27 protein-coding genes are annotated in these 24,926 nt (G+C 35.1%); 7 read left to right on the forward strand and 20 right to left on the reverse strand.

Annotated elements, in window-relative coordinates; genetic code table 11:
- Nucleotides 1–6 precede the first annotated feature (6 nt).
- The 5 genes from WMO19_RS02350 to WMO19_RS02370 form a co-directional block, all read right to left on the reverse strand.
- Nucleotides 7–975 (reverse strand): hypothetical protein, encoded by a 969-nt coding sequence (locus tag WMO19_RS02350; protein WP_349170048.1) that lies wholly within the window; start codon nucleotides 973–975, stop codon nucleotides 7–9.
- 233 nt (nucleotides 976–1,208) lie between these two features.
- Nucleotides 1,209–1,556 carry a type II toxin-antitoxin system PemK/MazF family toxin gene (locus tag WMO19_RS02355; protein WP_019125228.1) on the reverse strand — a complete coding sequence of 116 codons (348 nt, stop codon included), beginning with the start codon at nucleotides 1,554–1,556 and terminating at the stop codon, nucleotides 1,209–1,211.
- A 134-nt stretch (nucleotides 1,557–1,690) separates the two neighbouring features.
- A complete protein-coding gene (locus WMO19_RS02360; protein ID WP_349170049.1) occupies nucleotides 1,691–1,963 on the reverse strand; it encodes a hypothetical protein in 273 nt (90 codons plus the stop codon).
- A gap of 45 nt (nucleotides 1,964–2,008) precedes the next feature.
- Entirely contained in the window at nucleotides 2,009–2,266 is a 258-nt protein-coding gene (locus WMO19_RS02365) for a hypothetical protein (RefSeq protein ID WP_349170050.1), read from the reverse strand.
- A gap of 137 nt (nucleotides 2,267–2,403) precedes the next feature.
- Nucleotides 2,404–3,594, reverse strand: coding sequence for an NAD(P)H-hydrate dehydratase (locus tag WMO19_RS02370; protein ID WP_349170051.1), 1,191 nt, complete (start codon nucleotides 3,592–3,594; stop codon nucleotides 2,404–2,406).
- A gap of 203 nt (nucleotides 3,595–3,797) precedes the next feature.
- On the opposite strand from WMO19_RS02370, the gene tyrS reads away from it, so the two are divergent.
- Together tyrS and pepD are read left to right on the forward strand one after the other, a co-directional pair.
- Entirely contained in the window at nucleotides 3,798–5,024 is a 1,227-nt protein-coding gene (gene tyrS / locus WMO19_RS02375) for a tyrosine--tRNA ligase (RefSeq protein WP_288166591.1), read from the forward strand.
- 7 nt (nucleotides 5,025–5,031) lie between these two features.
- Complete coding sequence (pepD, locus tag WMO19_RS02380) at nucleotides 5,032–6,423, forward strand: beta-Ala-His dipeptidase (RefSeq protein WP_349170052.1); 1,392 nt, start codon at nucleotides 5,032–5,034, stop codon at nucleotides 6,421–6,423.
- Between the two features lie 89 nt (nucleotides 6,424–6,512).
- Here pepD and WMO19_RS02385 read toward each other — a convergent pair whose 3' ends face one another.
- Nucleotides 6,513–6,905, reverse strand: coding sequence for an ATP-binding protein (locus tag WMO19_RS02385; RefSeq protein WP_349170053.1), 393 nt, complete (start codon nucleotides 6,903–6,905; stop codon nucleotides 6,513–6,515).
- Between the two features lie 166 nt (nucleotides 6,906–7,071).
- Between WMO19_RS02385 and rd the strand changes: the two genes are divergently transcribed.
- Nucleotides 7,072–7,233: a rubredoxin gene (gene rd, locus WMO19_RS02390; protein WP_019125235.1), complete on the forward strand. Its 162-nt coding sequence runs from the start codon at nucleotides 7,072–7,074 to the stop codon at nucleotides 7,231–7,233.
- A gap of 113 nt (nucleotides 7,234–7,346) precedes the next feature.
- On the opposite strand, the gene WMO19_RS02395 is transcribed toward rd, so the two are convergent.
- Together WMO19_RS02395 and WMO19_RS02400 are read right to left on the reverse strand one after the other, a co-directional pair.
- Nucleotides 7,347–8,207, reverse strand: a complete 861-nt coding sequence (locus tag WMO19_RS02395) for a polyphosphate kinase 2 family protein (protein WP_349170054.1) — start codon at nucleotides 8,205–8,207, stop codon at nucleotides 7,347–7,349.
- On the reverse strand, nucleotides 8,207–8,965 hold the full coding sequence (locus WMO19_RS02400; protein ID WP_349170055.1) for an alpha/beta fold hydrolase: 759 nt from the start codon (nucleotides 8,963–8,965) through the stop codon (nucleotides 8,207–8,209). The genes WMO19_RS02395 and WMO19_RS02400 overlap by 1 nt, the downstream gene beginning before the upstream one ends.
- A gap of 119 nt (nucleotides 8,966–9,084) precedes the next feature.
- On the opposite strand from WMO19_RS02400, the gene mnmH reads away from it, so the two are divergent.
- Nucleotides 9,085–10,110, forward strand: a complete 1,026-nt coding sequence (gene mnmH, locus WMO19_RS02405) for a tRNA 2-selenouridine(34) synthase MnmH (RefSeq protein WP_349170056.1) — start codon at nucleotides 9,085–9,087, stop codon at nucleotides 10,108–10,110.
- On the opposite strand, the gene WMO19_RS02410 is transcribed toward mnmH, so the two are convergent.
- The 7 genes from WMO19_RS02410 to proC form a co-directional block, all read right to left on the reverse strand.
- Nucleotides 10,103–10,774, reverse strand: a complete 672-nt coding sequence (locus tag WMO19_RS02410; protein WP_349170057.1) for a uracil-DNA glycosylase — start codon at nucleotides 10,772–10,774, stop codon at nucleotides 10,103–10,105. The genes mnmH and WMO19_RS02410 overlap by 8 nt on opposite strands.
- A 4-nt stretch (nucleotides 10,775–10,778) precedes the next feature.
- Entirely contained in the window at nucleotides 10,779–12,146 is a 1,368-nt protein-coding gene (locus tag WMO19_RS02415) for an NAD-binding protein (RefSeq protein ID WP_349170058.1), read from the reverse strand.
- Nucleotides 12,146–13,600 carry a TrkH family potassium uptake protein gene (locus WMO19_RS02420; RefSeq protein ID WP_349170059.1) on the reverse strand — a complete coding sequence of 485 codons (1,455 nt, stop codon included), beginning with the start codon at nucleotides 13,598–13,600 and terminating at the stop codon, nucleotides 12,146–12,148. The genes WMO19_RS02415 and WMO19_RS02420 overlap by 1 nt, the downstream gene beginning before the upstream one ends.
- Nucleotides 13,590–14,990 (reverse strand): Trk system potassium transporter TrkA, encoded by a 1,401-nt coding sequence (gene trkA, locus WMO19_RS02425; RefSeq protein ID WP_349170060.1) that lies wholly within the window; start codon nucleotides 14,988–14,990, stop codon nucleotides 13,590–13,592. The genes WMO19_RS02420 and trkA overlap by 11 nt, the downstream gene beginning before the upstream one ends.
- Nucleotides 14,991–14,998: 8 nt before the next feature.
- Nucleotides 14,999–16,147 carry a cation diffusion facilitator family transporter gene (locus WMO19_RS02430; protein ID WP_349170061.1) on the reverse strand — a complete coding sequence of 383 codons (1,149 nt, stop codon included), beginning with the start codon at nucleotides 16,145–16,147 and terminating at the stop codon, nucleotides 14,999–15,001.
- Between the two features lie 234 nt (nucleotides 16,148–16,381).
- Nucleotides 16,382–16,948: a DJ-1 family glyoxalase III gene (locus tag WMO19_RS02435; protein WP_288166570.1), complete on the reverse strand. Its 567-nt coding sequence runs from the start codon at nucleotides 16,946–16,948 to the stop codon at nucleotides 16,382–16,384.
- 9 nt (nucleotides 16,949–16,957) lie between these two features.
- On the reverse strand, nucleotides 16,958–17,722 hold the full coding sequence (proC, locus tag WMO19_RS02440; protein ID WP_349170062.1) for a pyrroline-5-carboxylate reductase: 765 nt from the start codon (nucleotides 17,720–17,722) through the stop codon (nucleotides 16,958–16,960).
- A gap of 78 nt (nucleotides 17,723–17,800) precedes the next feature.
- Between proC and WMO19_RS02445 the strand changes: the two genes are divergently transcribed.
- Both WMO19_RS02445 and WMO19_RS02450 read left to right on the forward strand, forming a co-directional pair.
- A complete protein-coding gene (locus tag WMO19_RS02445; protein WP_070611734.1) occupies nucleotides 17,801–18,361 on the forward strand; it encodes a chromate transporter in 561 nt (186 codons plus the stop codon).
- Nucleotides 18,354–18,911, forward strand: a complete 558-nt coding sequence (locus tag WMO19_RS02450; RefSeq protein WP_349170063.1) for a chromate transporter — start codon at nucleotides 18,354–18,356, stop codon at nucleotides 18,909–18,911. Before WMO19_RS02445 ends, WMO19_RS02450 begins: the two co-directional genes overlap by 8 nt.
- A 34-nt stretch (nucleotides 18,912–18,945) precedes the next feature.
- Here WMO19_RS02450 and WMO19_RS02455 read toward each other — a convergent pair whose 3' ends face one another.
- From WMO19_RS02455 to WMO19_RS02475, 5 genes are all read right to left on the reverse strand, one after another.
- Nucleotides 18,946–19,728, reverse strand: coding sequence for an ADP-ribosylglycohydrolase family protein (locus WMO19_RS02455; RefSeq protein ID WP_349170064.1), 783 nt, complete (start codon nucleotides 19,726–19,728; stop codon nucleotides 18,946–18,948).
- 155 nt (nucleotides 19,729–19,883) lie between these two features.
- Nucleotides 19,884–21,149: an erythromycin esterase family protein gene (locus tag WMO19_RS02460; protein ID WP_349170065.1), complete on the reverse strand. Its 1,266-nt coding sequence runs from the start codon at nucleotides 21,147–21,149 to the stop codon at nucleotides 19,884–19,886.
- An 85-nt stretch (nucleotides 21,150–21,234) separates the two neighbouring features.
- The gene (gene pta / locus WMO19_RS02465) at nucleotides 21,235–22,206 is read right to left on the reverse strand and encodes a phosphate acetyltransferase (protein WP_349170066.1); all 972 of its coding nucleotides are present in this window, start codon (nucleotides 22,204–22,206) and stop codon (nucleotides 21,235–21,237) included.
- A gap of 52 nt (nucleotides 22,207–22,258) precedes the next feature.
- Complete coding sequence (folP, locus tag WMO19_RS02470) at nucleotides 22,259–23,233, reverse strand: dihydropteroate synthase (protein WP_349170067.1); 975 nt, start codon at nucleotides 23,231–23,233, stop codon at nucleotides 22,259–22,261.
- A 71-nt stretch (nucleotides 23,234–23,304) separates the two neighbouring features.
- A complete protein-coding gene (locus tag WMO19_RS02475) occupies nucleotides 23,305–24,300 on the reverse strand; it encodes an MBL fold metallo-hydrolase (protein ID WP_349170068.1) in 996 nt (331 codons plus the stop codon).
- A 47-nt stretch (nucleotides 24,301–24,347) separates the two neighbouring features.
- Here WMO19_RS02475 and WMO19_RS02480 point away from each other — a divergent pair, with 47 nt between their 5' ends.
- The gene (locus WMO19_RS02480; protein WP_311566066.1) at nucleotides 24,348–24,764 is read left to right on the forward strand and encodes a hypothetical protein; all 417 of its coding nucleotides are present in this window, start codon (nucleotides 24,348–24,350) and stop codon (nucleotides 24,762–24,764) included.
- The last annotated feature ends 162 nt before the right edge of the window (nucleotides 24,765–24,926 follow it).

Below are 24,926 nucleotides of genomic sequence, written 5' to 3' on the forward strand. Positions count from 1 at the left end.
TCCTCCTTAATTATTCTTAAAAACTTTAGGTACCACTCCAAAAGCATCCTTAGATTGTAAAACTAGAGCTAACTCTTGGCTCAAAGCAAGAGGAGTTACAAAGGAATCAATAAAGAAACACTTGCCTGCAGTAGACCTTCCAACTTCAATAGATTTTTCAAGTCCCTGAGGATAGTCCTTAACTTCATAATCCAAAATTTCAATAAGAGCTAGCAAAAGTTCATTGTTATTTAAACCCTTATCGTAATCAAGCTTATAATAATCAACAAAATAATTATAAATTTTTTCCAACATCTTCAAGTATGCCAAGGAAGTCCAGTTAGGTAAAAAATCAATGTAGTTTTCTATTCCCTTATTTGAAAGTCCTTCCTGATCTATGTATATAGGAAGCTTATATAAATTTTCCTCCTCTAAAGACTTTTGGTTCACAAACTTAAAAGCTACCAAGTCTTCTAACAATTTATTTCTAAAATCATCTGCCTTAGAGGCTCTGTATCTAAAAATATCTTCAATGAGAACTTTTTTCTTTTCACTAACTTTATTTTCAATTTTTCCATAGTCTATTTTAACTTTTCCATCTAAATACTCATCAGAGTTAATTAGACAAATAATTAAGTCGCCTAAGGCATCTTCAACATCTAATTTTGAAGAAAGCTTAATAATTTGCTTTTTGCTTCTTTTAATTTTTTCGTCAAAAACAATTTCATCAGCCTCAATATCTCTCGCCTTGTCCAACAAATAATTTGCTAAGTTATTTATTAAAATGAAATTAAATAAATATAAAAAATTTTTTTCCAGTTCTCTTTGAGTCTTAATTTCATAATTACTTATTATTCTTTCAAAAAATTTGTAGTCATCTTTGTCCATATTTTCAACAACATTATTATAAATTTTCAAATCTAAAACTATTTCTTTAACATTATCGTAAGAAAAATAAATATTACTTTTGTCTGCACTTACATAAATTCTATTCATAATCCACCTCTTTTTATCTTTACTGTATTATATTATAATTACCGTTAATTTACCGTTAATTTACCGTTAATTTACCGTTAATTTACCGTTAATGCCGTTAATTTATCTTTTATTTTTTCACATATTTACAATGATATATTTTAAAATTTTGCAAAAATTAAAATACTTAAAAATTTCTGCAAAAGAAAAAGACTAGATCAAATGAGACCTAGTCTTTTAAATATGTATGCTGTTCAATATTTCATCGCTAAACTTACTTTTACTGCAGCGTCAACCTCATCCATAACGTCTTTGCCGAATTTACCGATTTTCTCTCTCAGCCTCTTTTTATCGATTGTCCTCAGCTGCTCCAAAAGAATCACAGAATTCTTTGGAAGCGGAACATCTTTAGCTCTCACATTAACATGGGTTGGTAACTTCGCCTTGTTAAGTTGAGATGTAATTGCCGCAACAATTGTAGTAGGCGAGTATTTATTACCAATGTCATTTTGAACAACAACTACGGGCCTTACTCCTCCCTGTTCTGAACCAATAACTGGTGACAGGTCGGCATAGAATATATCCCCTCTTTTTATCATCATAATTTTCACCTTTTAAGGCGAGAGAGATTTTAAAGATTGAACTATGAACAACCTTTATATTATTCTAACACAATTTTCATAAATATATACAAATAATAGAAATTAAATTTATTTTTTACAAATATTTAATAAATCTATTTCAAGTACATGGGCATGACAAAATTTATTGCAATCATAATAAATAAAGGAATGGTATATTTCATTGTTTCCTTTAAATTATATTTTGTTCCTCCTGGTAGGTAATGAACAATTGATGGCGCAAAAACTACTACAAACCAAAGCACTTGTACATAGATTGGTCCTCTAAACTGGTGAAAGAATTCTGCCACTCCAGTGATTGCAAGATATGTATAAAAAAGATCTAGGGCAAATAAAATTATGAAAAGTATTTTTCTATTTTTTAACATAATAACTCCTTTAAAAATTGTCTGAGAAAATTTTAGGCTTTTTCTTTACATTGACATCTTAACCATGGAAATTGTAAATAAAATTAAAACAACTATATAAATACCCATGGCTATTTTGTATCCCTTGCTCCAATTGTCCCTTTCTTTTTTTATCCAAATCAAATTTAAGACAAGAGCCAACAAGGCAGGCAAGGCTACAATTATTGGACTTCTATGATTTTTGACAGACTCTGACATAGTAATTAAGACAAAAATGTTTAGGATCTGCCAAAAGGCATGGACTTTAAACGGATATGATTTCATAAAATTTCTTCATCTACCTTTATTTTTATAATAAATTAATTTTAAGCTCTTTTAATATTTACATGTAAACATTTAATCAAAGTTCGGGTTACATTACTTTACTTTTATTATAAATCTTAAAAAAAAGAAAAACAAATTTATTTTTCTTCAAAATTTTTAAAAACTGTGCTTAGGTTTTCTATTAGGTCCCTTGCCCTTAGGCTGGTCTTGGAATTTTTACTTGCGAAGACATCTCCTGCAAGTCCATGGACATAAACTCCAAGCCTTGCCGCGTCAAATAGGTCATAATTTTTCATAAAGGCAGAAATTATTCCCGTCAAGACATCGCCTGATCCTCCACTTGCCATGCCAGAGTTTCCTGTTTTATTTATATAGACCCTTTCGCCATCTGTGACAATAGTCTTGTGCCCCTTTAAAACTAAAATCACTTTATATTTTTTTGCAAAGTCTACTGCGAGTCTCTCTCGATTATTTTTTATTTCTTCAAGGGATAAGCCAGTTAGCCTTGCAAATTCTCCTTCATGGGGAGTTAAAATCGTGGTAAAATTTTTTCTCTCTTCCAATAAATTTAGGTTCTTTGACAAAATATTTAAGCCGTCAGCATCTATTAAGAGATTTTTTTCTGTCTTTATTATTTTTTCAAAAACACCTTTGGCATATTCGCCAAGACCCATGCCTGGTCCCATGGCTATGGCGTCTATGCCATCTAAAAATTTCTCCATTTCATCTAAATCATCAAAGGACTTTGCTATGGGCTCGATGAATTTTATGGACATGATGTCAAAAATTTCTCTTGGCACTATGTTATAGACTAGACCTGCCCCTGCTTTTAGGGCTGCATTAGATGACAGATAAGATGAACCAGTCATGCCAAGAGAGCCGCCCACTATGGCAATCTTTCCAAAGTCGCCCTTATGGGTATCATCATCTCTATTTTTCCAAAGGGCTTTTAATTCTTCATCTAAGATTATTTTTTCCTCAAAATTTTTTCCTGCAAGATCATCTTCACATAATTTTGCCACAGCCACTGCATAATTTTTCTCGTGGCTAATGGATAAATAAAATTTTTTGTCAAAAACTTCAGCATGAGGAAGGTTTTCTATGTATTTTATTTTTATATCGTGAAAGGAAATTTCCCCAATTCCTGTAGTCATTGCCTTTGCCACAGCTTCTTTTGCAGCGTACATGCCTGCTATTCTCTCGTAGGGATTTTTTCTCTCTTCTATCCTTTTTATTTCATCTTCATTAAAAACTTTTGCCAAGAAATTTTCATGGTCAGCCATTATTTTTTTTATTCGATTTACTTCTACTATATCTATGCCTATCAAAGTCTCACCCCATTTGACAATTTCTTTATTTTAGATTATTATATCATAAATAGTATGAATATAAGACGGTGAAGATATACAGTAAGCGCAAGCTGAATTACAATATTGGAGTCTAATAAGTTTTGAGGCCTCGGCGAAGAAAGGTGGTACCACGAATGCGTCCTTTCATCCCCTGGTCTCTTTTTATTTTTTTGGAGGAATTTATGGAAAATGTATATGATATTTTAAGTGAGAGAGGTTACTTAGACCAATGCACTTATGAAGATGAACTTAGAGAAATGCTTGGCAGAGAGCCTGTAACTTTTTATGTTGGCTTTGATGCAACTGCAGACTCTCTAACTCTTGGTCACTTCATTCAAATTAGAGTAATGCAACACATGCAAAGAGCAGGTCACATTCCTATAGCTCTACTTGGCGGCGGAACTACAACTATTGGCGACCCATCTGGCAAGAGCGACATGAGAACTCTTATGGATAGAGAGACTATCGACTACAATGCCAACAGATTTAAGGAACAAATTTCACAATTTTTAGATTTTTCTGAAGGCAAGGGCTACATCGAAAACAATGCAGACTGGCTTTTGAAGTTAAATTTCTTGGAATTTGTAAGGGAAATTGGCGTTCACTTCTCTGTTAATAGGATGCTACAATTTGACTGCTACAAAAACAGAATGGAACAAGGACTTACTTTCTTTGAATTTTCTTACATGCTTATGCAATCCTATGACTTCTTGTATCTATATAGAAAGCATCACTGCAAGCTAGAAGTTGGCGGCTCAGACCAATGGTCAAACATCCTTGGTGGCTACGAACTTGTTAGAAAATTAGAAAATGACAAGGTTTATGCCATGACCTTTAAACTTCTTACTACTGCAGCAGGTATCAAGATGGGCAAGACTATGGCTGGAGCAATTTGGCTTGACCCAGAAAAGACTACGCCATACGAAATGTTCCAATACCTAAGAAACTGCGACGATCGTGATGTAATTAAATTTATGAAGCTTCTAACTATGCTTCCACTTGATAAAATTGCTGAATACGAAAAATTAGAAGGCGCTGAAATAAATAAGGCTAAAGAAGTTTTAGCTTACGAAGTTGTAAAAGACATTCACGGAGAAGAAGCTGCTAAGGCTGCCCTCGATGCTTCACATTCACTTTTTGGTGGAGAAAAAGATTCTGAAGACATTCCTGCAACAGAAATGCCAGCAGAAAAATTTGCTGAACCTGTTGGAATTTTAAATTTAATGACTGAACTTGGTCTAATTAAGACAAATTCTGAAGGCAGAAGGCTAATCACTCAAGGCGGAGTTTCCCTTGATGATGAAAAAATAAGTGATCCTAAGCTTGAACTTACTAAGGACGATTTCAAAAATGGAGAAATAATAATTAGAAAGGGCAAGAAAGTTTACCACAAGGTTATTTTAAAGTGAGGTTAATATGAATTTAGAACCAAAAAAAGTTTTTGATTATTTTGAAAAATTATCACAAATCCCTAGAGAATCTGGCAACGAAAAAGCTGTCTCTGACTTTTTAAAAAAATTTGGAGAAGATGCTGGCTATGAAGTTGTCCAAGATGATTCTTTAAATATTATTATGGAAGTGCCTGCTACAAGGGGCATGGAAGATAGAGAAAAGGTGATCTTGCAAGGTCACATGGACATGGTTTGCGAAAAGGGCAAGGACTCAGACCACAACTTTTTAACTGACCCAATTGAACTAATAGTTGATGGCGACAAGCTTCATGCCAATGAAACAACTCTTGGTGCTGACGACGGCATTGGAGTTGCAATGGCAATGGCACTTGCAGAAGAAGAACATGGTCCCCTTAAAATTATTGTAACTGTGTCCGAAGAAACTGACATGCACGGAGCAAAGGATCTTGAGGCAAAATATCTTGAAGGCAAGTATTTGATCAACATCGACTCAGAAGAAGAAGGCATCCTAACAGTTTCTTCTGCCGGCGGAAAGTTACTTCATTCAAAATTAAAAGTTGATAGAGAAGATTACTCTGGCGAAGCTTTTGCACTTAACCTTCACGGCTTTTTGGGCGGCCACTCTGGCATGGAAATTGCCAACAACAAGGGCAACATGATTAAGGTTATTGCAGAAATTTTAAATAAGCTTGATGACGCAAAATTAATTTCCCTTGACTGCGGCACAAAGCAAAATGCAATCCCAAGAGAAGGTAAAGTTTCTCTAGTATGTGACGAAGATAAATTAAAGGATGCCATAGAATTTGCAAGGGACAAATTTAAGGGCGTTGAAGGCGAATTAATTATAGAATGTGAAAAAATTTCTCATGAGGGAAAAGTCCTAACAGCAGAAGATACTGAAAAACTTGCAAAATATTTACTTGAACTTCCAACTGGACCTCACACATTTATTGACGAGGCTAAAAAAGTTCTTGAATCATCATCAAACCTTGCCATAGCAAAACTTCTTGATGACACAGTAGATGTTTTCGTTTCACTAAGATTTGCATCCTCATCACTTTCTGAAGACTTTGGAAATATTTATATGGATATAGTGAAAAAATTTGGCGCAGAAGCTGAATTTGAAAACCCATATCCTGAATGGGAATACAAAAAAGAATCTCACTTTAGAGAAATCGTAAAGGACATTTACAGGGAAATGAAGGGAGAGGAAATGGAAGAAGAGTTCACTCACGGTGGACTTGAATGTGGCGTCTTCTTCGAAAAAAATAGGGACCTTGACATTATTTCTATTGGACCAGACATTAGAGGGGCTCACTCACAAAAAGAAAATCTTTCAATTTCTTCAACAAAGAGAGTTTATGACCACCTTGTAAAAGTTTTAAAGGCTCTTTAATAAAAAATTTATGGCTGTCATGAGGCAGCCTTTTTTATTGCAAAAAAAGAAACCCCTAGGGGTTTTCTATGTAGTAAATATGTATTGGTTTATAAATTTTTTATGGCTATGACTTCGTTGTCATTTAAAATCAATTGGTCAGTAAGGGCCTCAACTATTAAAAGTCCCCTGCCATTACATCTTTTTTGGGTACAGTCATATAGAGCCGTGTCGAAGTCCACGCCCCTGCCCTCGTCTTTTACAATAATTTTTAAAGAATCCCTGTCCAAAATTAATTTTAAACAAACTTTTTTGTTCAGGTCTTCTTCGTTGCCATGCATTGCTCCATTGACAACTAGTTCATTTAAAATAACTTTTATATCAAATAATTTTTCTTGGTCTCTTATATAGGGATTTAGATCTTTCATAGCCGAATCCAAAAAATTTTTTATTAAAGATAAATCGCTATTAACAAATCCTTTAAATTTATATAAAGTATCCATAGTTCTCACTCCATCTACCTAGAAATTACCCAATACTTCTTCCCTTTAAACTCAAAAGATTTTGTCTAATTTTATTAATTTTAAAATTTTACTGTATTATATTTATCAATTTGTTATAATTGAATTAGGCTTGAAAGAGCAAGAATTTTATTAGGAGGAAGATAGAATGAAAAAATACGAATGCTCACTTTGCGGATATATTTATGATCCAGCAGTAGGCGACGAAGACAATGGAATCAAAGCAGGAACACCTTTTGAAAAACTTCCTGAAGATTGGGTATGCCCACTTTGTGGAGCTGAAAAATCTGATTTTGAACCAGCTGAATAATAATATTAAAGGAGGCTCACGCCTTCTTTTTTTTGTGTAAGTTTTTACAAATTTATAAAATATTTTAGAGTTTTGCAAAAAACCCTCTTTACAACTAGTAAAGAGGTCCCTTATTAATCTTCTTCTAAAATTTTTTTCCACTTGTCTAGGCTGTCTAGTTCTTCCTTTGAAAGCACAGGAAACTGTGGATCCATTTCCCTTAGTTTTTCCACAATAACTTCGGACACCAAGTACCTTGAGAACCATTTTCTGTCGGCTGGCACAATATACCATGGTGCTCTCTTTGTAGATGTTTTAACAAGCATGTCGGCATAGGCCTTCATGTAGTCGTCAAAATATTTTCTCTCTGTAATGTCAGAGGAGGCGAACTTCCAATTTTTTTCTGGCCTGTCAATTCTCTCCATTAATCTCTTCTTTTGTTCTTCCTTAGAAACATGAAGGAAGAATTTTACAATTGTAGTTCCATTGTTGGAGAGATAGTCTTCAAAATTATTAATCTCTTCAAACCTCTTTTCCCAAATGTCCTTAGTGACTAAGTTTTTTGGGAAGGGTTGGTGCAAAACTAAATTGTGAACTCTTGACACAAGGACATCTTCGTAGTGGCTTCTGTTGAAGATTCCAATTTCGCCACGAGGAGGAAGTTCTTTTGCAACTCTCCAAAGATAATCGTGGTCTAGTTCGCCGTCACTTGGCTTTTTAAAGGGAACAACCTTGGTGCCCTGTGGATTTACTCCCGTCATAATATTTTTTATGAGGGAGTCTTTGCCTGCAGCGTCCATGGCTTGAAGGACTATGAGTAGGGATTGATTGTTTTCTGCGTAAAGCCTTTCGTGGTATTCACGCATCTTTGCAATATTTTCTGGAATTAAAACTTCCTTTACCTCTTCCTTTTGTAGTTTTCCATTGTAGGAAGTTGGCACATCGTACAAGTTTAATTTTTTCTTTTCACTTACTAAATATTTTTCAGTATTCATTAGAAGCCCGCCCTCTCCTTTGAAAATATAATTGCTGCTTCCAGCATTTGCGTCGTGATTTGATGGGAAGTCATGTCAAAAATTTGAAAGTCCAAAAGTTTTTTGTCGCCGTAAAATTTTTCGATTTCCCTTGTAAAGGACTCTTGCCCTCTTGGGTCAATTACATCGTCGTCTTTCCCGTTGTATAAAACCATGGGTCTATCCTTAAAAATTTCTGGGCTAGCCATGGGATCCATGTCTAGGAAAAATTCATTGATCCTAAATTCTTCTTCCTCTATCTTTTCTTGGTCCTTAATTTTATTTACTGAATCAACAAGGGCCTGCCAATTGTTTACGCCATTAAAGATAAATGCCATCTTCAAATCCTTCTTAAAGGCATAGAGACCACCAGCAGTTATGGCACCCATGGAGTGACCGCCCACTGCAATTTGACTGTCAGGATATTTTTCCTCCACGAAATTAAAAATTGAGGGCGCCTCTTCAATATTGTGCATGATGACCCTTAAAATATATTTTGCCTCCATGGACTTATCCTCGTAATCTAAATTTATATCATTTCTCTCTCCGTGATATCTTGCTTCAGGAAGGATTACCCTATAGCCATAACTGGCAAGAATATTGCCGCGGAAAATTTGATTTTTCATTGAAGACCCCCAGCCGTGATAAAAAACTATGGTCTTATTTGTTTTTTCCCTTGGCTCAATTATAAGGGCTGGCACATCGCCTATCTTTACCTTGTCTATATTTGAATAATTCATTTTTAAATACTCCATAATACACCTCACCTACATTATATCCAAAATATTCTTAAAATAAAATTTTTCCATATTTTATTTTAAGCGACCCCATTAAGTGATATATTATTAGCGGTGATACTTTGAAATACGAATTAAATTATGAAGAACTTCATGAAATGATAAAAGGCGGCAAAAAAATTATCTTTGTGGACATGAGAAGTCCCAAAGAATTTTATGACTATAGAATTCCTGGCGCAATAAACCTTCCCATACTTGAGGATGATGAGAGAGAAGTTGTTGGAAGAACTTATGTAAAAGAAAGCGTGGAGAAGGCAAAGTATCTTGGCATAAATTTTGCCAAGGACAAACTCCCAGCCTACTACGAAAAAATTATTGATTTGAAAAAATCTTGTGACGACCTAGTCCTTTACTGCTCTCGTGGTGGTTACAGGTCCAATATATTTTTTACTTTTCTTAGAGCTTTAAATGTTGATGTAAAAAAATTAATTGGCGGCTACAAGTCCTACAGAAAATATATACGCGAAAATTTAGATTCTTTAATAAGAGAAAAAAATTTTATTGTTCTCTGCGGCAAAACTGGTGTTGGAAAAACTGAAATTTTAAATAAATTAAAAGGTACTTATCCTGTCCTTGACCTTGAAGAGCTTGCCAACCACAGAGGCTCAAACTTTGGTGGCATAGGACTTAGTAATCAACCTTCTCAAAAATATTTTGAGTCCCTACTATTTGACACCTTAAATGGATTCGGTGAAGATGAAAAAATTATTTTCACTGAAGGAGAAAGCTCAAAAATTGGAAATATTCAGCTGCCAAAAACTTTAATAGAAAAAATTTCTTCTGGCAGAAAAATAATAATTGAAGACCCTATAAATAGTCGCATAAAAAGAATTAAGAGAGACTACAATTTATCAGATAGAGATGAAATTTATAAGTCCCTTTTGGAAATCAAAAAATTTATTTCTCCTGAAAGGGAAAAATTATATTTAGAAAAATTCCAGGAGGGCGACTACGATTTTTTAATAAGAGATCTTCTAATAAATTATTATGACCCCCACTACAAAAAAAATTACAGCAAGGATGACTTGCACTTGGCAAATGATTCTGCTGTAATAAAAAATATTTTAAATTTTAAAAATTCTATTTAACTTCCCATGAAGGTGGCGTAACTCCTCTCTCCAATAAAAATTTATTGGCACGGGAGAAGGGCCTTGAGCCAAAGAAACCTCTATTGGCAGAAAGTGGTGACGGGTGGACGCCTTCTATTATGAGGTGATTTTCATTATTTATAAATTTTTTGCGAGCCTTGGCATGGTTGCCCCAGAGTATATAGACCACAGGCTCTTTTTTTTCGTTTATTTTTTCTATAACTGAGTTGGTAAAAATTTCCCAGCCGATTTTTGAATGGCTCATGGGTTCATGTGCCCTTACAGTTAAGGTTGTGTTTAAGAGCATTATTCCTTCATCTGCCCAAGACTTTAAGTAGCCCGTCTTTGCTATAGGAATACCTAAATCAGAATTTAATTCCTTATAAATATTTTGAAGTGAAGGTGGAATCTTCACTCCTTCCTTTACAGAAAAGGCAAGTCCATGGGCTTGACCCACATTGTGATAGGGGTCTTGACCAAGTATTAGGACCTTTAAGTCCTTGTAAGAAGTGTAGTGAAAGGCGTTAAAAATATCTTGAGCTTGTGGAAATATTTGGTGATGTCTGTACTCTTCTATTAAAAGTTTTCTCAGGTCCTTATAGTAGTCTTTTTCAAATTCTTCTTCCAATATTTCTTGCCAGTCATTTTTAAAAATTTCCTTCACAAGATCACCTCCTGAAAAAATCAAAAATACTTTTCTTCAATGTTGGGTCGATGAGCTCTTCCAATTCCTTTCTGCTTTCATTAGTTGAGAAGATGACAAGTCTGTCGCCCTTTTCAATTTTTGTGTTGCCCCTTGGTATTACTGCCGAGTTATCGTATCTGATTATACCGCCAATAATAATTTCTTTGTGAAGATTGATTTCAGATAATTTTTTGCCAATGTATAAAAAGTCGTCGGGGATTTTTATTTCATAAACTTGCGCCTTGCCGCCAAACATATAATTTATTGAGACCTTCATGTCAGTGTTAATTGCTTTTATAATTTCATTTGCCACAATGACCTTTGGGTCCATGACCCTATAAATACCCAGGCTCTCTAAAATGCTGTCGTAATTGTTGTCTCCTTGAATTATTATATTTCTTGAAATGCCGTGGCTTCTCGCCAAGAGTCCAAGAACTATATTTAACTCGTCAGAATCCGTCATGGAAATAAAAACTGCATCCCTTGAAATATTTTCTTCCTCAAAAATTTTGTCATTCTTCAAACTTTTATTGACAACAAAGGCTCTTGGAAGATTTCTTCTAAGGTCTTCAAATTTTTCTCTATTGGGTTCAATTATTTTTAAATTAATATTTTCAAGGTTGGAGATCATTCTGTTAAAGGTCATGTCACCTGATGCAATGACTACATCGCGCACTTCTTCCCTTTCCTTTATCTCAAAGTGAGAGTATTTGAAGTTTCTTATGTCAGAAGAAAGACCCATAAGATACATATAATCGCCGCTCTTTAAAGTAGTTTCGCCGTCTGGCACAATTAAGTCTCCCTCTCTTAGTATTCCAACGACTAAAATCGTGGAAAGAGAGCCTATGTCCTTTATCTTTAAATTTTCAAACTCTTCGTCCATGTCAATATAGTGACCTGTGACTTCAATCTTGCCCTTGCCAAAATAATCTGCCTCATAATAATTTGAAGAGCCAATTAATTTTGTGGCAAGTTTTGCTGACTCAAGGCTTCTGTTAAAAATATTTACAACATTGGGAAGGGAGTTTTTTATAATGCCAATTTCAGAAATATTTTCCATTTCGTCGAGGCGCAAAATAATTTTTACATCAAGACCCTTAAAAATTGATGCCATTATTAAATTTGTCTTGTCGCTATCTGTTGCTATAATTGCGTAGTCATATTTTTCTAAATCAAAATTTAGCATAAAATTTTCGTCTAATACATCTCCTTTTATTTTTGTCACAGTGTTGGTGATGCTTCCAAAATTTAATTCTTTCCTATCAACTATGTCTATGTCAAACTTTTCTAGGCTTAATGTATTTGCAATTGTAGAGCCAACTTTTCCTGAACCGATAATTAAAATTTTCATTATAATTTAATAATTTCCTTTCTTCTTCTGCCCTTGGAGAAAAGCGCGAGAATAGTAAAGAATTCAAGCCTTCCAAGTAGCATGAGAGCACTAAAATATAATTTAAAAAAGTCATTATAAAAAGCAAAATTTTTTGTTGGACCAATGTCGCCAAATCCTGGTCCCACATTTGAAAGTGTAGTTGCAACAGAAGAATATCCTGTTATTACATCTACACCAGAAAGCGTAACTATGGCAGTAGAAACTATTGCTATAACAAAGTAAGTCCCTAGATAGGCGTTTATGCCAAGAACAACTTCATCGGACAAGGTCTTTCCATCGGCAATAATTGGAAGGACTGCCTTTGGGTGTGTCGCCTTTCTCATTTCTCTTTTGATTAATTTTAATAAAATAGAAATTCTCGTAATTTTTATGCCGCCGCCAGTGGAACCTGCGCAGCCTCCAAAGATCATGAGGATGAGCAAAATAAACTTAGAAAAACTTGGCCACAATTCATAATCTGCATTGGCAAAACCAGACGTTGATGATATTGATGTAACTTGAAAGGCTGAATCTCTAAAGGCCAATAAAAGTGATGGATAACCTTTGGAGTATAAATCAAGAGTAATGAAAAAAATGGCAGCAAGAGTTATTAAAATCCAAAGTTTTAACTCGTCGTTTTGTAAAACTTCCTTGAATTTTTTTCTCGAAATAAGAGAATAAATTGTAAAGTTTGTTGCACTTAAAAACATAAAGACGGCGAGGATAAAGTGAACTGCATTGCCCTCATAGGACATGAAGGAGTCGTTGTAAGATGAGAATCCTCCAGTTCCAAGTACGCCAAAGGTATGAACAAAGGAGTCAAAAACTGGCATACCTGCAATTTTTAAGCAGGTAAAAAGTGCAGCTGATAAAATAATGTAGATGATATATAGTCTTTTTGATGATTGAGAAATTGTGGACTCAATCTTTCCTGCCACTGGTCCCGGTGACTCTGCCTTAAAGATTTGAAAACCACCTATGCCAAGTTTTGGCAGTAGACCAACTGTAAAGACAAGTATTCCCATACCGCCAATCCAGTGGGTGATAGATCTCCAAAGGATAACTGACCTTGGGAAGGACTCTATGCCTGATATAACTGTGGCACCTGTTGTGGTAAATCCTGATACAATTTCAAAAAAGGAATCTACATAGGTCATATTAGCTGCAATAAAAAGTGGAATTGCTCCCACAAGAGATACTAGTATCCATGATGCTGTAACAATTAAGATTCCATCCCTTGGCGAAAGTGATCTGCTTTTAATTTTTAAGTTAATTAAAATTAATCCCAATAGGATAGCTATTGCCATTGGGATTAAAAAACCAGGGGCACTTCCATCCTTCTCCACTAAGCTAAGTATGAGTGATGGTGCCATAAAGGCTGTCTCTATTAATAAAATATAACCCAGTATTTTTGAAATAAGTTTATAATTCATTATGATTTCCTCGATTCTTAAAAGACATTATTGCGTCCTTAATTTTTCCTTCAGAGGAGAAAATCTTTTGCATTCTCGGTGCAACTTCGTGCATTGAGAATAAAATAATTCTGTCGCCTGCTTCAAGGACTGTCTTTCCATTAGGAACTAACATTTCATTATGCCTTATAACTGCAATAATTAAAATCCCCTCAGGAAGATTTAAGTTTTCAAGTGCCTTGCCGCAGACCAATTGCTTTTCTTTTATAATTAATTCTGCACATTCCACTTGTCCATTTAAGAGAAGATGAAGTGAAAGGGAAGACTTGCCTCTTATTTCCTTTAACATCTCTGCTGCAGTGATATAGGAAGTGTTAAAAACTGCATCTATGTCTAGCTTGTCCAAAATCTTGTCGTAATTAGTTCTGGAAATTTTTGCAACGGACTTATAAATTCCCGTTTGCTTTGCCACAAGGCTCATGAGTAAATTTGCCTCGTCAATACCAGTCGCTGCTACAAAGGCATCATAAGTGTGGACCATTTCTTCTTCAAGGATGGCAAGATCTGTTCCGTCGCCATTTATTATCTCTGCACCTGGAACCATTTCCTTTAGCTCCAGACATCTCTCTCTATTTATTTCAACTATTGTGACGCGAATATTTTCCTTTAATAAGAGCATGGCAAGGTAAAGACCTGTCTTTCCTCCCCCCAAAATCATTGTGCTTCTAAGGGGTTTGGTCTTACTTACGCCTGTATGCTCTTTGTCAAAAATTTCTATATTTTCTGATTTGCCTGCTAGGATTATTACATCATTTTCTTCAAGAACTGTACGACCATTTGGGATGATTGCATCTCCACTTCTTGAAATTGCAGAAATAAGTAGGTCGTTGATCTTTTCGATGTCCATAATTCTCTTGCCAATAAAGTTTGGATCCTTGCCAATATTAAATTCAACAAGAGAAACTTTTCCGCCAGCAAATTCGTCGGAGTAAAGTTGGTATCTCTTCATGAGATACTTTACTATGGACCTTGCAGTGGCATTGTCTGGATTTATAATTTTATCTATCTCTAATTCTTCAGATATAAAGTCTAAATGCTTTCTGTATTCTGGGTCTCTGACTCTGGCTATGGCATATTTTGCACCAAGTTTTTTTGAAATTGTGCAAAGTATTACATTTGCCTCGTCATTAGTAGTAGTTGCTATGACATAATCAAATAGGGAGATGTCAAGCTCTTCCAAGACGCCAAAGTCTAGTGCATTTGCACAAATGCTTAAAACATCTAGTGAGTTTGAAATATATTCAATTACATCTTCATCACTATCTACTACAGTTACTTCATAATCTTCATCTATAAGTGAAGCTGCAAGCCTATAACCTAATTTTCCAGCACCTACAACTAAAGCCTTCATATTCCCTCCTAAAAAATCGCATCAAGAATTATTTCGAAATCATAATCCTTGTAAATTGATTTTAATTTATCAATGAGCTCTTTTTTCAGAGCCTCTTTTTCCCTTGCATTGGAAACAGAATCGGCATTGTAATCAATGTCGATGTAAATTTTTTTATCTTCAAGCACTATGTCGTGAAAAGAATAAATATTTAAACTTTCCCTAATAATTTTTTTGAGATCTCGCGAAACTGATCTAATAATATCTGAGCTGGAGCCCAGTGGGTCAGCGTGAATAATGAGTTTTATGCCCAAAAGTTCAGATACTTCTCTTTCTACCTTATCTACTATATTGTGTGCCTCTTCCAGTGTCAAATTATAATCTAGGGCTGCATCAATTAAGACGATAATATTGTCTGGTCCAAAGTCTGTCACCATCATATTGTGGACATTGGAGATTCCATCATAAGTTGAAACCTTAGACTTTATCTCGTGCTTAGTCTCTTCACTTAAGCCCCTGCCTAGTATAATAGAAATTGTTTCGTAGATGAGAGAAATTGCAGTGTATAAAATAAATAGGGCAACAAGAACTCCCACATAGCCGTCTAAAATTTTTCCCGTAAACTTTTCTATAACTATGGCGACAATTACAACGAGAGTTATAAGGGTGTCGCTAAGTGAATCCTTCTCCTGTGCCTTTAATGTCGTCGAGTCAATCGCCCTTGCCACTTGAGCATAAAGTGAGGCTTGCCAAAATTTTATAAAGACAGTAATTATTAAAACTACTATTGTAGATTTTGGATAAGTTATGGCGACTGGGTGAAGAATTTTTCCCACAGAAGTTCTCAAAAATTGAAAGCCAACTGATAGGACGATTCCACTTACAACAAGTGATATTAAATATTCAAGCCTGCCATGACCATAGGGGTGGTCTCTGTCCCTCGGCTTTGCAGCAAGTTTTATGCCAATAATTGAAATAATTGAGCTCACACAGTCTGTAATATTATTTACTGCATCGGACAAAATAGAAATAGAGCCTGTAAAAGTATATAGAATAACTTTTAAAAGAGCTGCCAATATATTTGATATAAGTCCAAGAAAGGAAGTCTCCTTAGCAATTTTTGCCCTGTCATAGCCATAGGCGTTGTGACCTCTTTTTAAAATTAGCTTTGCTAACATTTATCCTCCATAAATAAAAACAGGCTGTCCGCCCATCTTTTAAGATTTATTTTAGTTACAGTTATTATAACACTGAAATATGAGTAATAAAAGGAAAAGAAGACACTTTAACTTTTGATAAAGTTTTATAATTAAAAGTTTTAGAAAAATTTCGCGAAAAAAATGTACCAAAAATTTCTGGTACATTTAAAATATTTTTTAGTTTATTTTCGTCGCTTAATTTTAACTTACAGCTTAAATAAATTTTTTAAGCTTAGGTAGAAGTAGTCCCTCTGAAACTTCTTCTGCCTTTTCCTTTGAGCCTAAAATTTCTACTAGCTTTACTCCAAGTAAAATTGCAAGGGCAGGACCCATGGCTGTTATTATATTATCTTCCACTACAACAGCTTCATCTAGGGGATTGTCCACCTTAAGTCTAGCTTCAACTCCTGGGTAGCAAGTGAACTTGCCGCTCTTTAAAAGGCCTGCTGCATCAAGAACTTGTGGACCTGCACAAATGGCAGTTACAATTCTTTCGTCGTCGTTAAATACATTGGCGCACTCAACAACTTTCTTGTCTCTCATTAAATTTGTTGCGCCAGGTTGTCCTCCTGGAATGTACATTGCCCTGTAGTCTTCAATGTTTATTTCGTCAAAAGTTTTGTCAGCAAGGACTCTTACATCGTGAGCTCCTCTCACTTCATTTCTGTCTGTTATTGAAACTGTATCAACTACTAAGTCAGCCCTTCTCAAAACATCTACAATAGTTAGCGCTTCAATTTCTTCAAAACCATCTGCCAAAAATACTAATAAATCTTTCATGTCGACCTCCTATTTATTCATAATAGAATCCACTGCATTTATAATTGCAGATCTAAAACCGTCTCTTTCTAAAGATTTTACTCCCTTAATAGTTGTGCCAGCAGGTGTAGTAACTTGGTCCTTTAACTCACCTGGGTGAAGACCAGACTCTCTTACCATCTTGGCAGAGCCTGCCACTGCTTGTGAAATTACCCTATATGCCATATCTCTAGTCATGCCATGAGACACTGCTGCGTCTGCTGCCGCTTCTATGTACATATACACATAGGCTGGCATGCAACCAGAAACTGCCTCATAAATTTTTATATTTTTTTCTTCCACAATTTCAGTTTCGCCAAAGGAAGATAAAATTTCCCTAAGTTCACTTAGTTCATCCTCAGATATATTTTCACCAGGACAAATTCCCGTCATTGAAGATAAAATTTTTGCAGGCGTATTTGGCATTGCCATTAAAAGTTTTTTGCCTGGAAGTTTTGCCTCAAGTTTTTTCAAATCGTAACTTGATGTAACTGAAATTATTATTTGATTTTTAACTTCCTTTTTAATTTTATCTAGGACTTCGTCATAGACATAGGGCTTAATTGTTAAAATCACTGCGTCAGCATTTTTCACTACATCAACTTCTGAGTCCATAATTTTTGCCTTTTCAAAATTCTTAAAGGCCTCTCTCTTTTCCTCACTCCTATCGTAGAGAAAAGTTTCTATATTATTATTTAAAAGACCATGGGCCATGGCAGAACCCATATTGCCAAGACCTATTATTCCCATCTTCATCTCTATCACTCCTTAAGTAGATTATACACGATATTACTTAAATTTTCATTTGTGTGCTATAATTAATGCGGTGATTTAATGAAAAATATTTCAATCTTAAAATTATTTTTAACATTTTTTAAAATAAATGCCATTACCTTTGGTGGCGGCTACACAATTGTGCCTGTCATCAAGGATATTTTTGTACAAGACTTAGAACTTATTGAGGAAGATGAAATGATGGACATAGTTGCCATCTCTCAAGGTGGACCTGGCGCCATGGCGATTTCTTGTTCAGTCTTAACTGGCTACTACCTAAGGGGACCTCTGGGGGCGATAACTTGTCTTGTGGCATCATCCCTTCCCTGCCTAATAATTCTATCTGTGATTTCAAATTTTTATCAAGAGTTTAAAAGTAACTTTTTTATAAACTCTGCCCTTGAAGGCATAAGTGGAATAATCTCTGCAGTTTTATTCATCACAGTTTTTCGCATGGGAAAATCTTCCTACAAGAAGAACCCAAGATTTAGCGCTGTTATGATTATCCTCGTCTTCTTAGTTGCCTTCTTCACAGATATTAACACAGGACTTATTATTTTATTCTGTGCCCTTGCAGGAATTTCTTATTTTAGTGTAATGGAGAGATACAAAAATGTTTGATTTATTTTTTATTTTCTTTAAAATTGGATGCTTTGCCTTTGGTGGCGGCTACGCAGTAATACCCCTCATATCAAAATATGTTGTCGAAGAAAATGCCTGGATCTCCACTAGAGAATTTATAGACTTAATTTCAATTTCACAAATGACTCCAGGACCTATTGCCATAAATTCAGCAACCTTTGTAGGTCAAAGCATAGGCGGAATAATTGGCTCTATTGTTGCCACAACTGGCCTCGTTCTACCACAGTTTATACTCATGATGATCCTGGGCTACTTTCTCTTTAGCAAAAATAAAAAATTTAAAATTATGGACTACTCCCTTCTTGGCATAAAGGCTGGAGTTGTTTCATTAATTTTTATAACTACCTTAAAATTATTTCATTCATCAGTTTTTCCAAAGGGAATTAACTTAGATGGCATGAGTCTTGCCGCCCTAATTTCCTTTGTCCTTGGCTTTGTCCTTTACCTAAAAAAAACAGACCTATTTAAGTTAATAGGTCTCGGTGCAGTCATTGGCATTGTAGTAAAACTCGCAATAAATTATATATAAGATTAATCCTCCTTAATAATTTAAGGAGGATTTTTTAAAATAAACAATCTTCAATTAAGTCTTTATTTTTTAACTTGTCTATCCATTCTTTTGGAATTTCATCAAAGCCATAAATTATTCCAGCAAGTCCACCAGTAACAGCTGCCGTTGTGTCTGTGTCGTCGCCAAGATTTACTGCCTTTAGGACTGCATCTTTATAATTATTAGTATTTAAAAGGCACCACAAAGAAGCCTCTAGGGTGTGAAGGACAAAACCAGTTGACTGAATCTCATCCTTGGACTTATTTTTTAAATCATCAAGTCCCAAGTCTTCTAATTTTTCCCCAGCAATTAATTTTCTAGCAAGGTGAACATAATCAAGGCAAGCCTTCCTAGAAATTTCGTGAGCGTGAGTTATGCTAGAAACTTTTTCGATTTCAGCTTCGCTGGCATCAGTAAAGGCAAGGGGCAAAATTCTCATGAGTGATCCGTTGCCATTGGAATAATAATCATCCATACCACGATTTAAAGTAAGGGCTTCTCTAGTTGTGCCGCCAACATCAAAGACCCTGCCATCAGCTGTAAACTCGTCATCAAAGAGCCAAGCCTTAAAATTTTTCCTAATGTCTTCGATGTCCACCCTACCCTTGTCCTTAATGGACTTGCAAGTGGCAAGAGTCATGCTGGTATCATCAGACCAAGTGCCTGCTTCCTTATTCCAAGTCCCAAAGCCAACACAGTCCTGGCAGATGAAAGTTCCCCTTTCCTTAAATTCAAAGGGAACTCCCAAGGCATCAGCAACAGCAAAGCCATATACAGCATCTCTTAACTTAGTCATAAAAACTCCTTTCATAAAAATTTTCCATAAAACAATAACTAAGACTCAAAAAGAATCTTACTTTTTAAATATTTCTTCTTTGTCTCCTGTTAATGGCAAAAATAATTAACTTGTCATATTCTTTCTTTGCAAGAAGCTTATAAATTTTTATAAACTCAATCTTCATAAGTTACAGCAATTGGCTTTGCATAATAAACAAAAATCATTGCATCATATAAATCTTTTGGGATTTCCTTTACTCTATAACTTGTTGGAATAAATTTCATAAGTGGAGAATATCCTTCGCCCAAACTTCCCATATTAATCTCTTTATTTATAAATTCAAATGTTTCACCATCTTGAACTTTTGTGAAATCTAAATAGTATTTCCCCTTAAATTTTCTCGCACTGTAAGCTAAAGGATCTGCAGATACAAAGACATGGTTTGCCCTCTTATTATCTGGACCAATCTCATTAATATTTACAATGCCCTTATAAAAGTCTGTGCCAATAATAAAATACTTTTCTCCAAAAATTTTCTTTAGGTGAGACCCCATTGGCTCATAAAACTTTTCACTTTTAGCAAGATGACCATTGTGACCAGAAATTAAAATCAAATCATTTCCCTTTGATTTTTCAAAATCACTTATCCACTTAACATTTTCAGCCATAAATTCATCTCTCACCTTGTTTGCTTTTGGGTAATCATTAAAATCCAATTCATAATATTTTATGCTGTCCAAGACATTTGTAAGAGCTCTTGAAACAAGCCTTGCAGAGTTAGAAGATAGGCTGTCGACATGTGCTTTTATTTCTAATAACAAATCCTCTCTATCTTTTATCTGTGAAATCTTAAAATTTTTATATTTAATAAAGGAAAACTCCTCTTGCAAGTCTTTGTCTTGTAAGATATTGTTGTTTTTACAAAAATCTAAAATTAATTCCATAGATTTTTCAGGATTTTGCATATCAAAGCCGTAAAAAGAAAGTTTGTCCTCATCCTTTGCCCTTTGATTGTAGTCAAACATATAATTTATGAGGTCATTCATATTCTTTGTGTGATAAATATTAAAAGAGAAAAGGCTAGAAATATTTTCAGCTCTTTTATTTCCATGAATGTAATTATTTATCATCATGCCCTCGCCAAAATCTGCTTCAAGGCAAAAATTTTTTAAATTATTTTTTTCAACTAAAGTCTTTAGAACTTCTAATCTTAAATCTTGAAAATCAGAATTGCCGTGAGTGGCTTCCCCAAGTCCCACAACTTTTACATAGTCATCTAAATTTATTTGGCTTAGGTCTTTGCCATAGACCTCAATATCAGAAATATTTTTCCTTGCATTTAACTCAGGGATTTTAATCCATAAAAAATCTCCAAGCCCTGCAAGTAAAATAAGAGCTACTAAAAAAATTAAAATCCCTTTAAAAATTTTCTTTATCATTTTCTCACCTTCTTTTTTACATTATAAATTTTAAAAATAAAAAAATAAAGACTCCCCTAAGGAAGTCTTTAAGTCAAAATTTAATTTATAGAACTGCTTGTGCTGCTGTTATGATTGCTAGTGAATATACTTCGTCTTCTGAGCAACCACGAGATAAGTCGTTTACTGGGGCATTAAGTCCTTGAAGGATAGGTCCAATTGCTTCAAATCCACCAAATCTTTGAGCGATCTTGTAGCCAATGTTTCCTGCTTCAATGTTAGGGAATACAAATACATTTGCGTGTCCTGCAACTTCTGAACCTGGTGCTTTTTTCTTTGCAACAGATTCTACGAAAGCTGCGTCAAATTGTAATTCGCCGTCAATTGCCATGTCAGGATTTTTTTCCTTAGCCATTTTTGTTGCTTCTGCTACCATTGTTACTCTTTCGTGAGATGCTGAACCCTTAGTTGAGAAAGAAAGCATTGCAATCTTTGGATCCATGCCAAATTGTCTTGCTGTTTCATTTGATACTACTGCTACTTCTGCAAGTCCGTCTGCATCAAGGTCGATGTTAATAGCACAGTCTGCCATTAAATACATTTCTTCGTCTCTAAGCATGATAAAGGCACCTGAACATCTCTTGTATCCTTCTTTTGTCTTTATGATTTGAAGGGCTGGTCTAACTGTATCTGCAGTTGTGTGAGCTGCACCTGATACAAGTCCCTTAGCTTTTCCCATGTAAATAAGCATTGTTCCAAAATAGTTGTGGTCTTTTAAGATTTCTGCTGCTTGTTCTTCGTTTACTTTTCCTTTTCTTCTTTCAACAAAAGCCTTAACCATTTCATCTTTAGCTTCATAGTTAGCTGGGTCTAGAATTTCAAGGTCTCCTAGTTTTATGCCTTCTTTTTCTGCTAAAGCTTCAAGTTCTTTTTTATCTCCAAGAACTATTGGTTTAATATCTCCATCTTCATTAAGTCTAATTGCTGCTCTTAAAATTCTTGGGTCATCACCTTCAGGAAATACAATTTCTGGTTTTGATGCTCTTACTTTACTTCTCAAATTTTCAATTAATGACATAATGTCCCCCTTTTTTATTTATGCTTATATTATATATCTTATAAAAAATAATTTAAAGTGAATAAGGTTTGAAATTTACATCTTCTATAACTTCATTGAGCCTTACAGAGTCTGCAACGAGCTTTGCAAGTCTATGGTGCTTCATTGTGTGGACTCTTAAAACTTCCACGCCCTTGTAGGCCGCGAGAGTCGTAAGGGCAGCTGATGCTTCGTCTCTATTTTCAAAGCCTTCTTCATTATTTCCATCAGCTTCAATATTATTTTCTGTCAAAATATTTGTGATAAATCTCTTTCTTGATACTCCTAAAAATGTGAAGCATCCCATTTCTCTTATTGTGTCAATTTTGTCTATTAATTTTAAATTTTCCTTTTTAGTTAGGGCAAAGCCAATGCCTGGGTCAAGCATAATTCTATCTCTTGTCATGCCATTTTTTTCTGCTCTTTCAAGAGATTTCCCTAGATACTTTTTCATGACTTCCACGATGTCCATGTCTTCAAAGGATTTTAATTCTTCATCAGTAAAGGCTCCCTCTCCACCAAAGGATGGGAAGTTGGCAGATGACTTGTGATTTGGCCTTGCAATCTTTGGATTAAACATTAAAATTGCGCCCACATCACTTTTTCCTACCACTTCAGCCATTTTAGGGTCGCCCATAAAACCTGTGATGTCATTAACAAAGTCAACGCCTGCTTCTATTGCAGCCTGTGCCACATCTGCCTTCCATGTGTCAATGGATAGGGGCACATCTGTCATAGTCTTTAATTCTTTTATAACTGGCACAACCCTACTAATTTCTTCTTCGATTTCTACATAAGTAGAGCCTGGTCTAGTGGATTCGCCACCCAGGTCAATCATTTTTGCACCGGCCTCAATGAGTTCCATTGCCCTATTGATGGCCTTGTCCTTGCCATACCACTTGCCGCCGTCAGAAAAGGAATCTGGTGTAACATTTACAATGCCACATAAAATTGTTTCCTTGCCACTTTCTAAAACTTTGTCTTTATACTTACAAATTAAATTATTCATTTTTCACTCCATTTTTTATTTTTCTCGTCAAGTTAATTCTATGTCTAAGATCTTTTAAAATCAAATAATTTTTAAATAGCGTAGTAGTGCAAAACTCCATCTTGGTCTTTTTCAAAGTCAGCCTTGCCTAAGGCCCTTAGGTGTTCAAGGTGAGCGTGAGCTTCTCCTGCTGCGAAAAACTTTTGCGTGTTGGGAAATTCAGAAAAGTCCCTTGCCCTCATGTCCCAAGACATATTCATGGCAATGTCACGAACTGTGCACTTGCCCCTAGCCTCTAAAGTCTTTAACGCCTCGTTAATTCTCTTTTCGTGATGAGTCTTTAGCTCGTCTATCCTCTTTGGCACGTCTTCAATAAGAGCCCTGTGAGATGAATAAAGATGGTCAATGGGAAGATTCCTTAATTTCTCAATGTTTTTAAGATACCTTCCAAGGCTGTCTCCCACAGTAAAATTCCAAAAAGTAATATTTGGAGTGATGTCTCCCAAAAGGTGGTCGCCGCAAAATAAAATTTTTCGGTCCTCTTCATAGAGGCCAACCATGCCTGGAGTGTGACCAGAAAAATCCATACCCTTAAAAGTAAAGTCGCCAAGCTTTAGGGTGTAGTCAGGATTAAAGGAAGTGTAGGGAAACTCTGCCTTAGGTCTATAACGAAAGCCTGCGTGCTCTTCAATTTTTAAATTGTCCTCATCCAGCCCTTGAAGATGGGTAGTCGCCATAACATCCTTCCACCTCTTTGAATTTGCATCAGCCATAGAAGACATCATGCGGTAGTCAATGTCTCCCATATAAATTTCCACGCCAAGCTCTTCATAAAACCAGGTTGCAAGACCTGTGTGGTCAGAGTGAAGATGAGTCAAAAATAACTTTGTCCTCTTTAAATCAATTTCCATTTCTTTTATAAAAGAAAGCATTTCACTCCTGATTTCTTCAGTGTTAAAGCCTGTGTCGATAATAAGAGCCTCGCCCCTAGACTTTACCATATAAATATTTATGCTCTTTAGGGGATTTCCCTTTAAAGGAATAATTTTACAATAAACGCCATCAGAAAGTTTTTTAATACTAGACATATTTCCTCCCACAGCTCATTTCATGTATAATAAATACGAGGTGAATTATGAGCGATTTTTTATTAAAACTTTTTAAAGTTGAAACCATTAACAAACTGCCTATTGATAAATTATACCCTATTATAGAGAGTTTAGACGGCGACCAAAGGCAACTCATTGCATCTTCCTATGATTTAGACCTTGAGGGACTAAGTTTGACAGAAGAAGTAGAGGAAATACATAAAAAAATTACCAGTGAATTTAAAAACACTCTCATGAACTTTGACGAAAAAGAGCATAAGTCCTTTTACGATTTTTATAATGGCGCCGTAGATTATTCCGACGAAAATGTCTATGTAAACATGAAAAAATTCACATCCCTAGGACTCATGTATCTCTTCCTATCAAAATCCGGCACTTATTTTAACTTCGTCATACCAGAAGAACTAATAGAGATGTATGAAGAACTTTTACAATCAAGCTAAAAAGTCGATTAAAATATAATTTAATAAACAAATTAATAATTGGACTGGCTAAGAATTTATAAAACATAATCATAACCACCGGCTAATGTGGTGACCCCATAAAGTTGGACCTAATACCAGGACTGGTAGTTTACTAGTTCTGGTATTATTTTATTGCTTTCC

The organism is Peptoniphilus hominis (ex Hitch et al. 2025), from assembly GCF_040096015.1.
GTDB classification, from domain to species: Bacteria; Bacillota; Clostridia; order Tissierellales; family Peptoniphilaceae; genus Peptoniphilus_A; species Peptoniphilus_A hominis.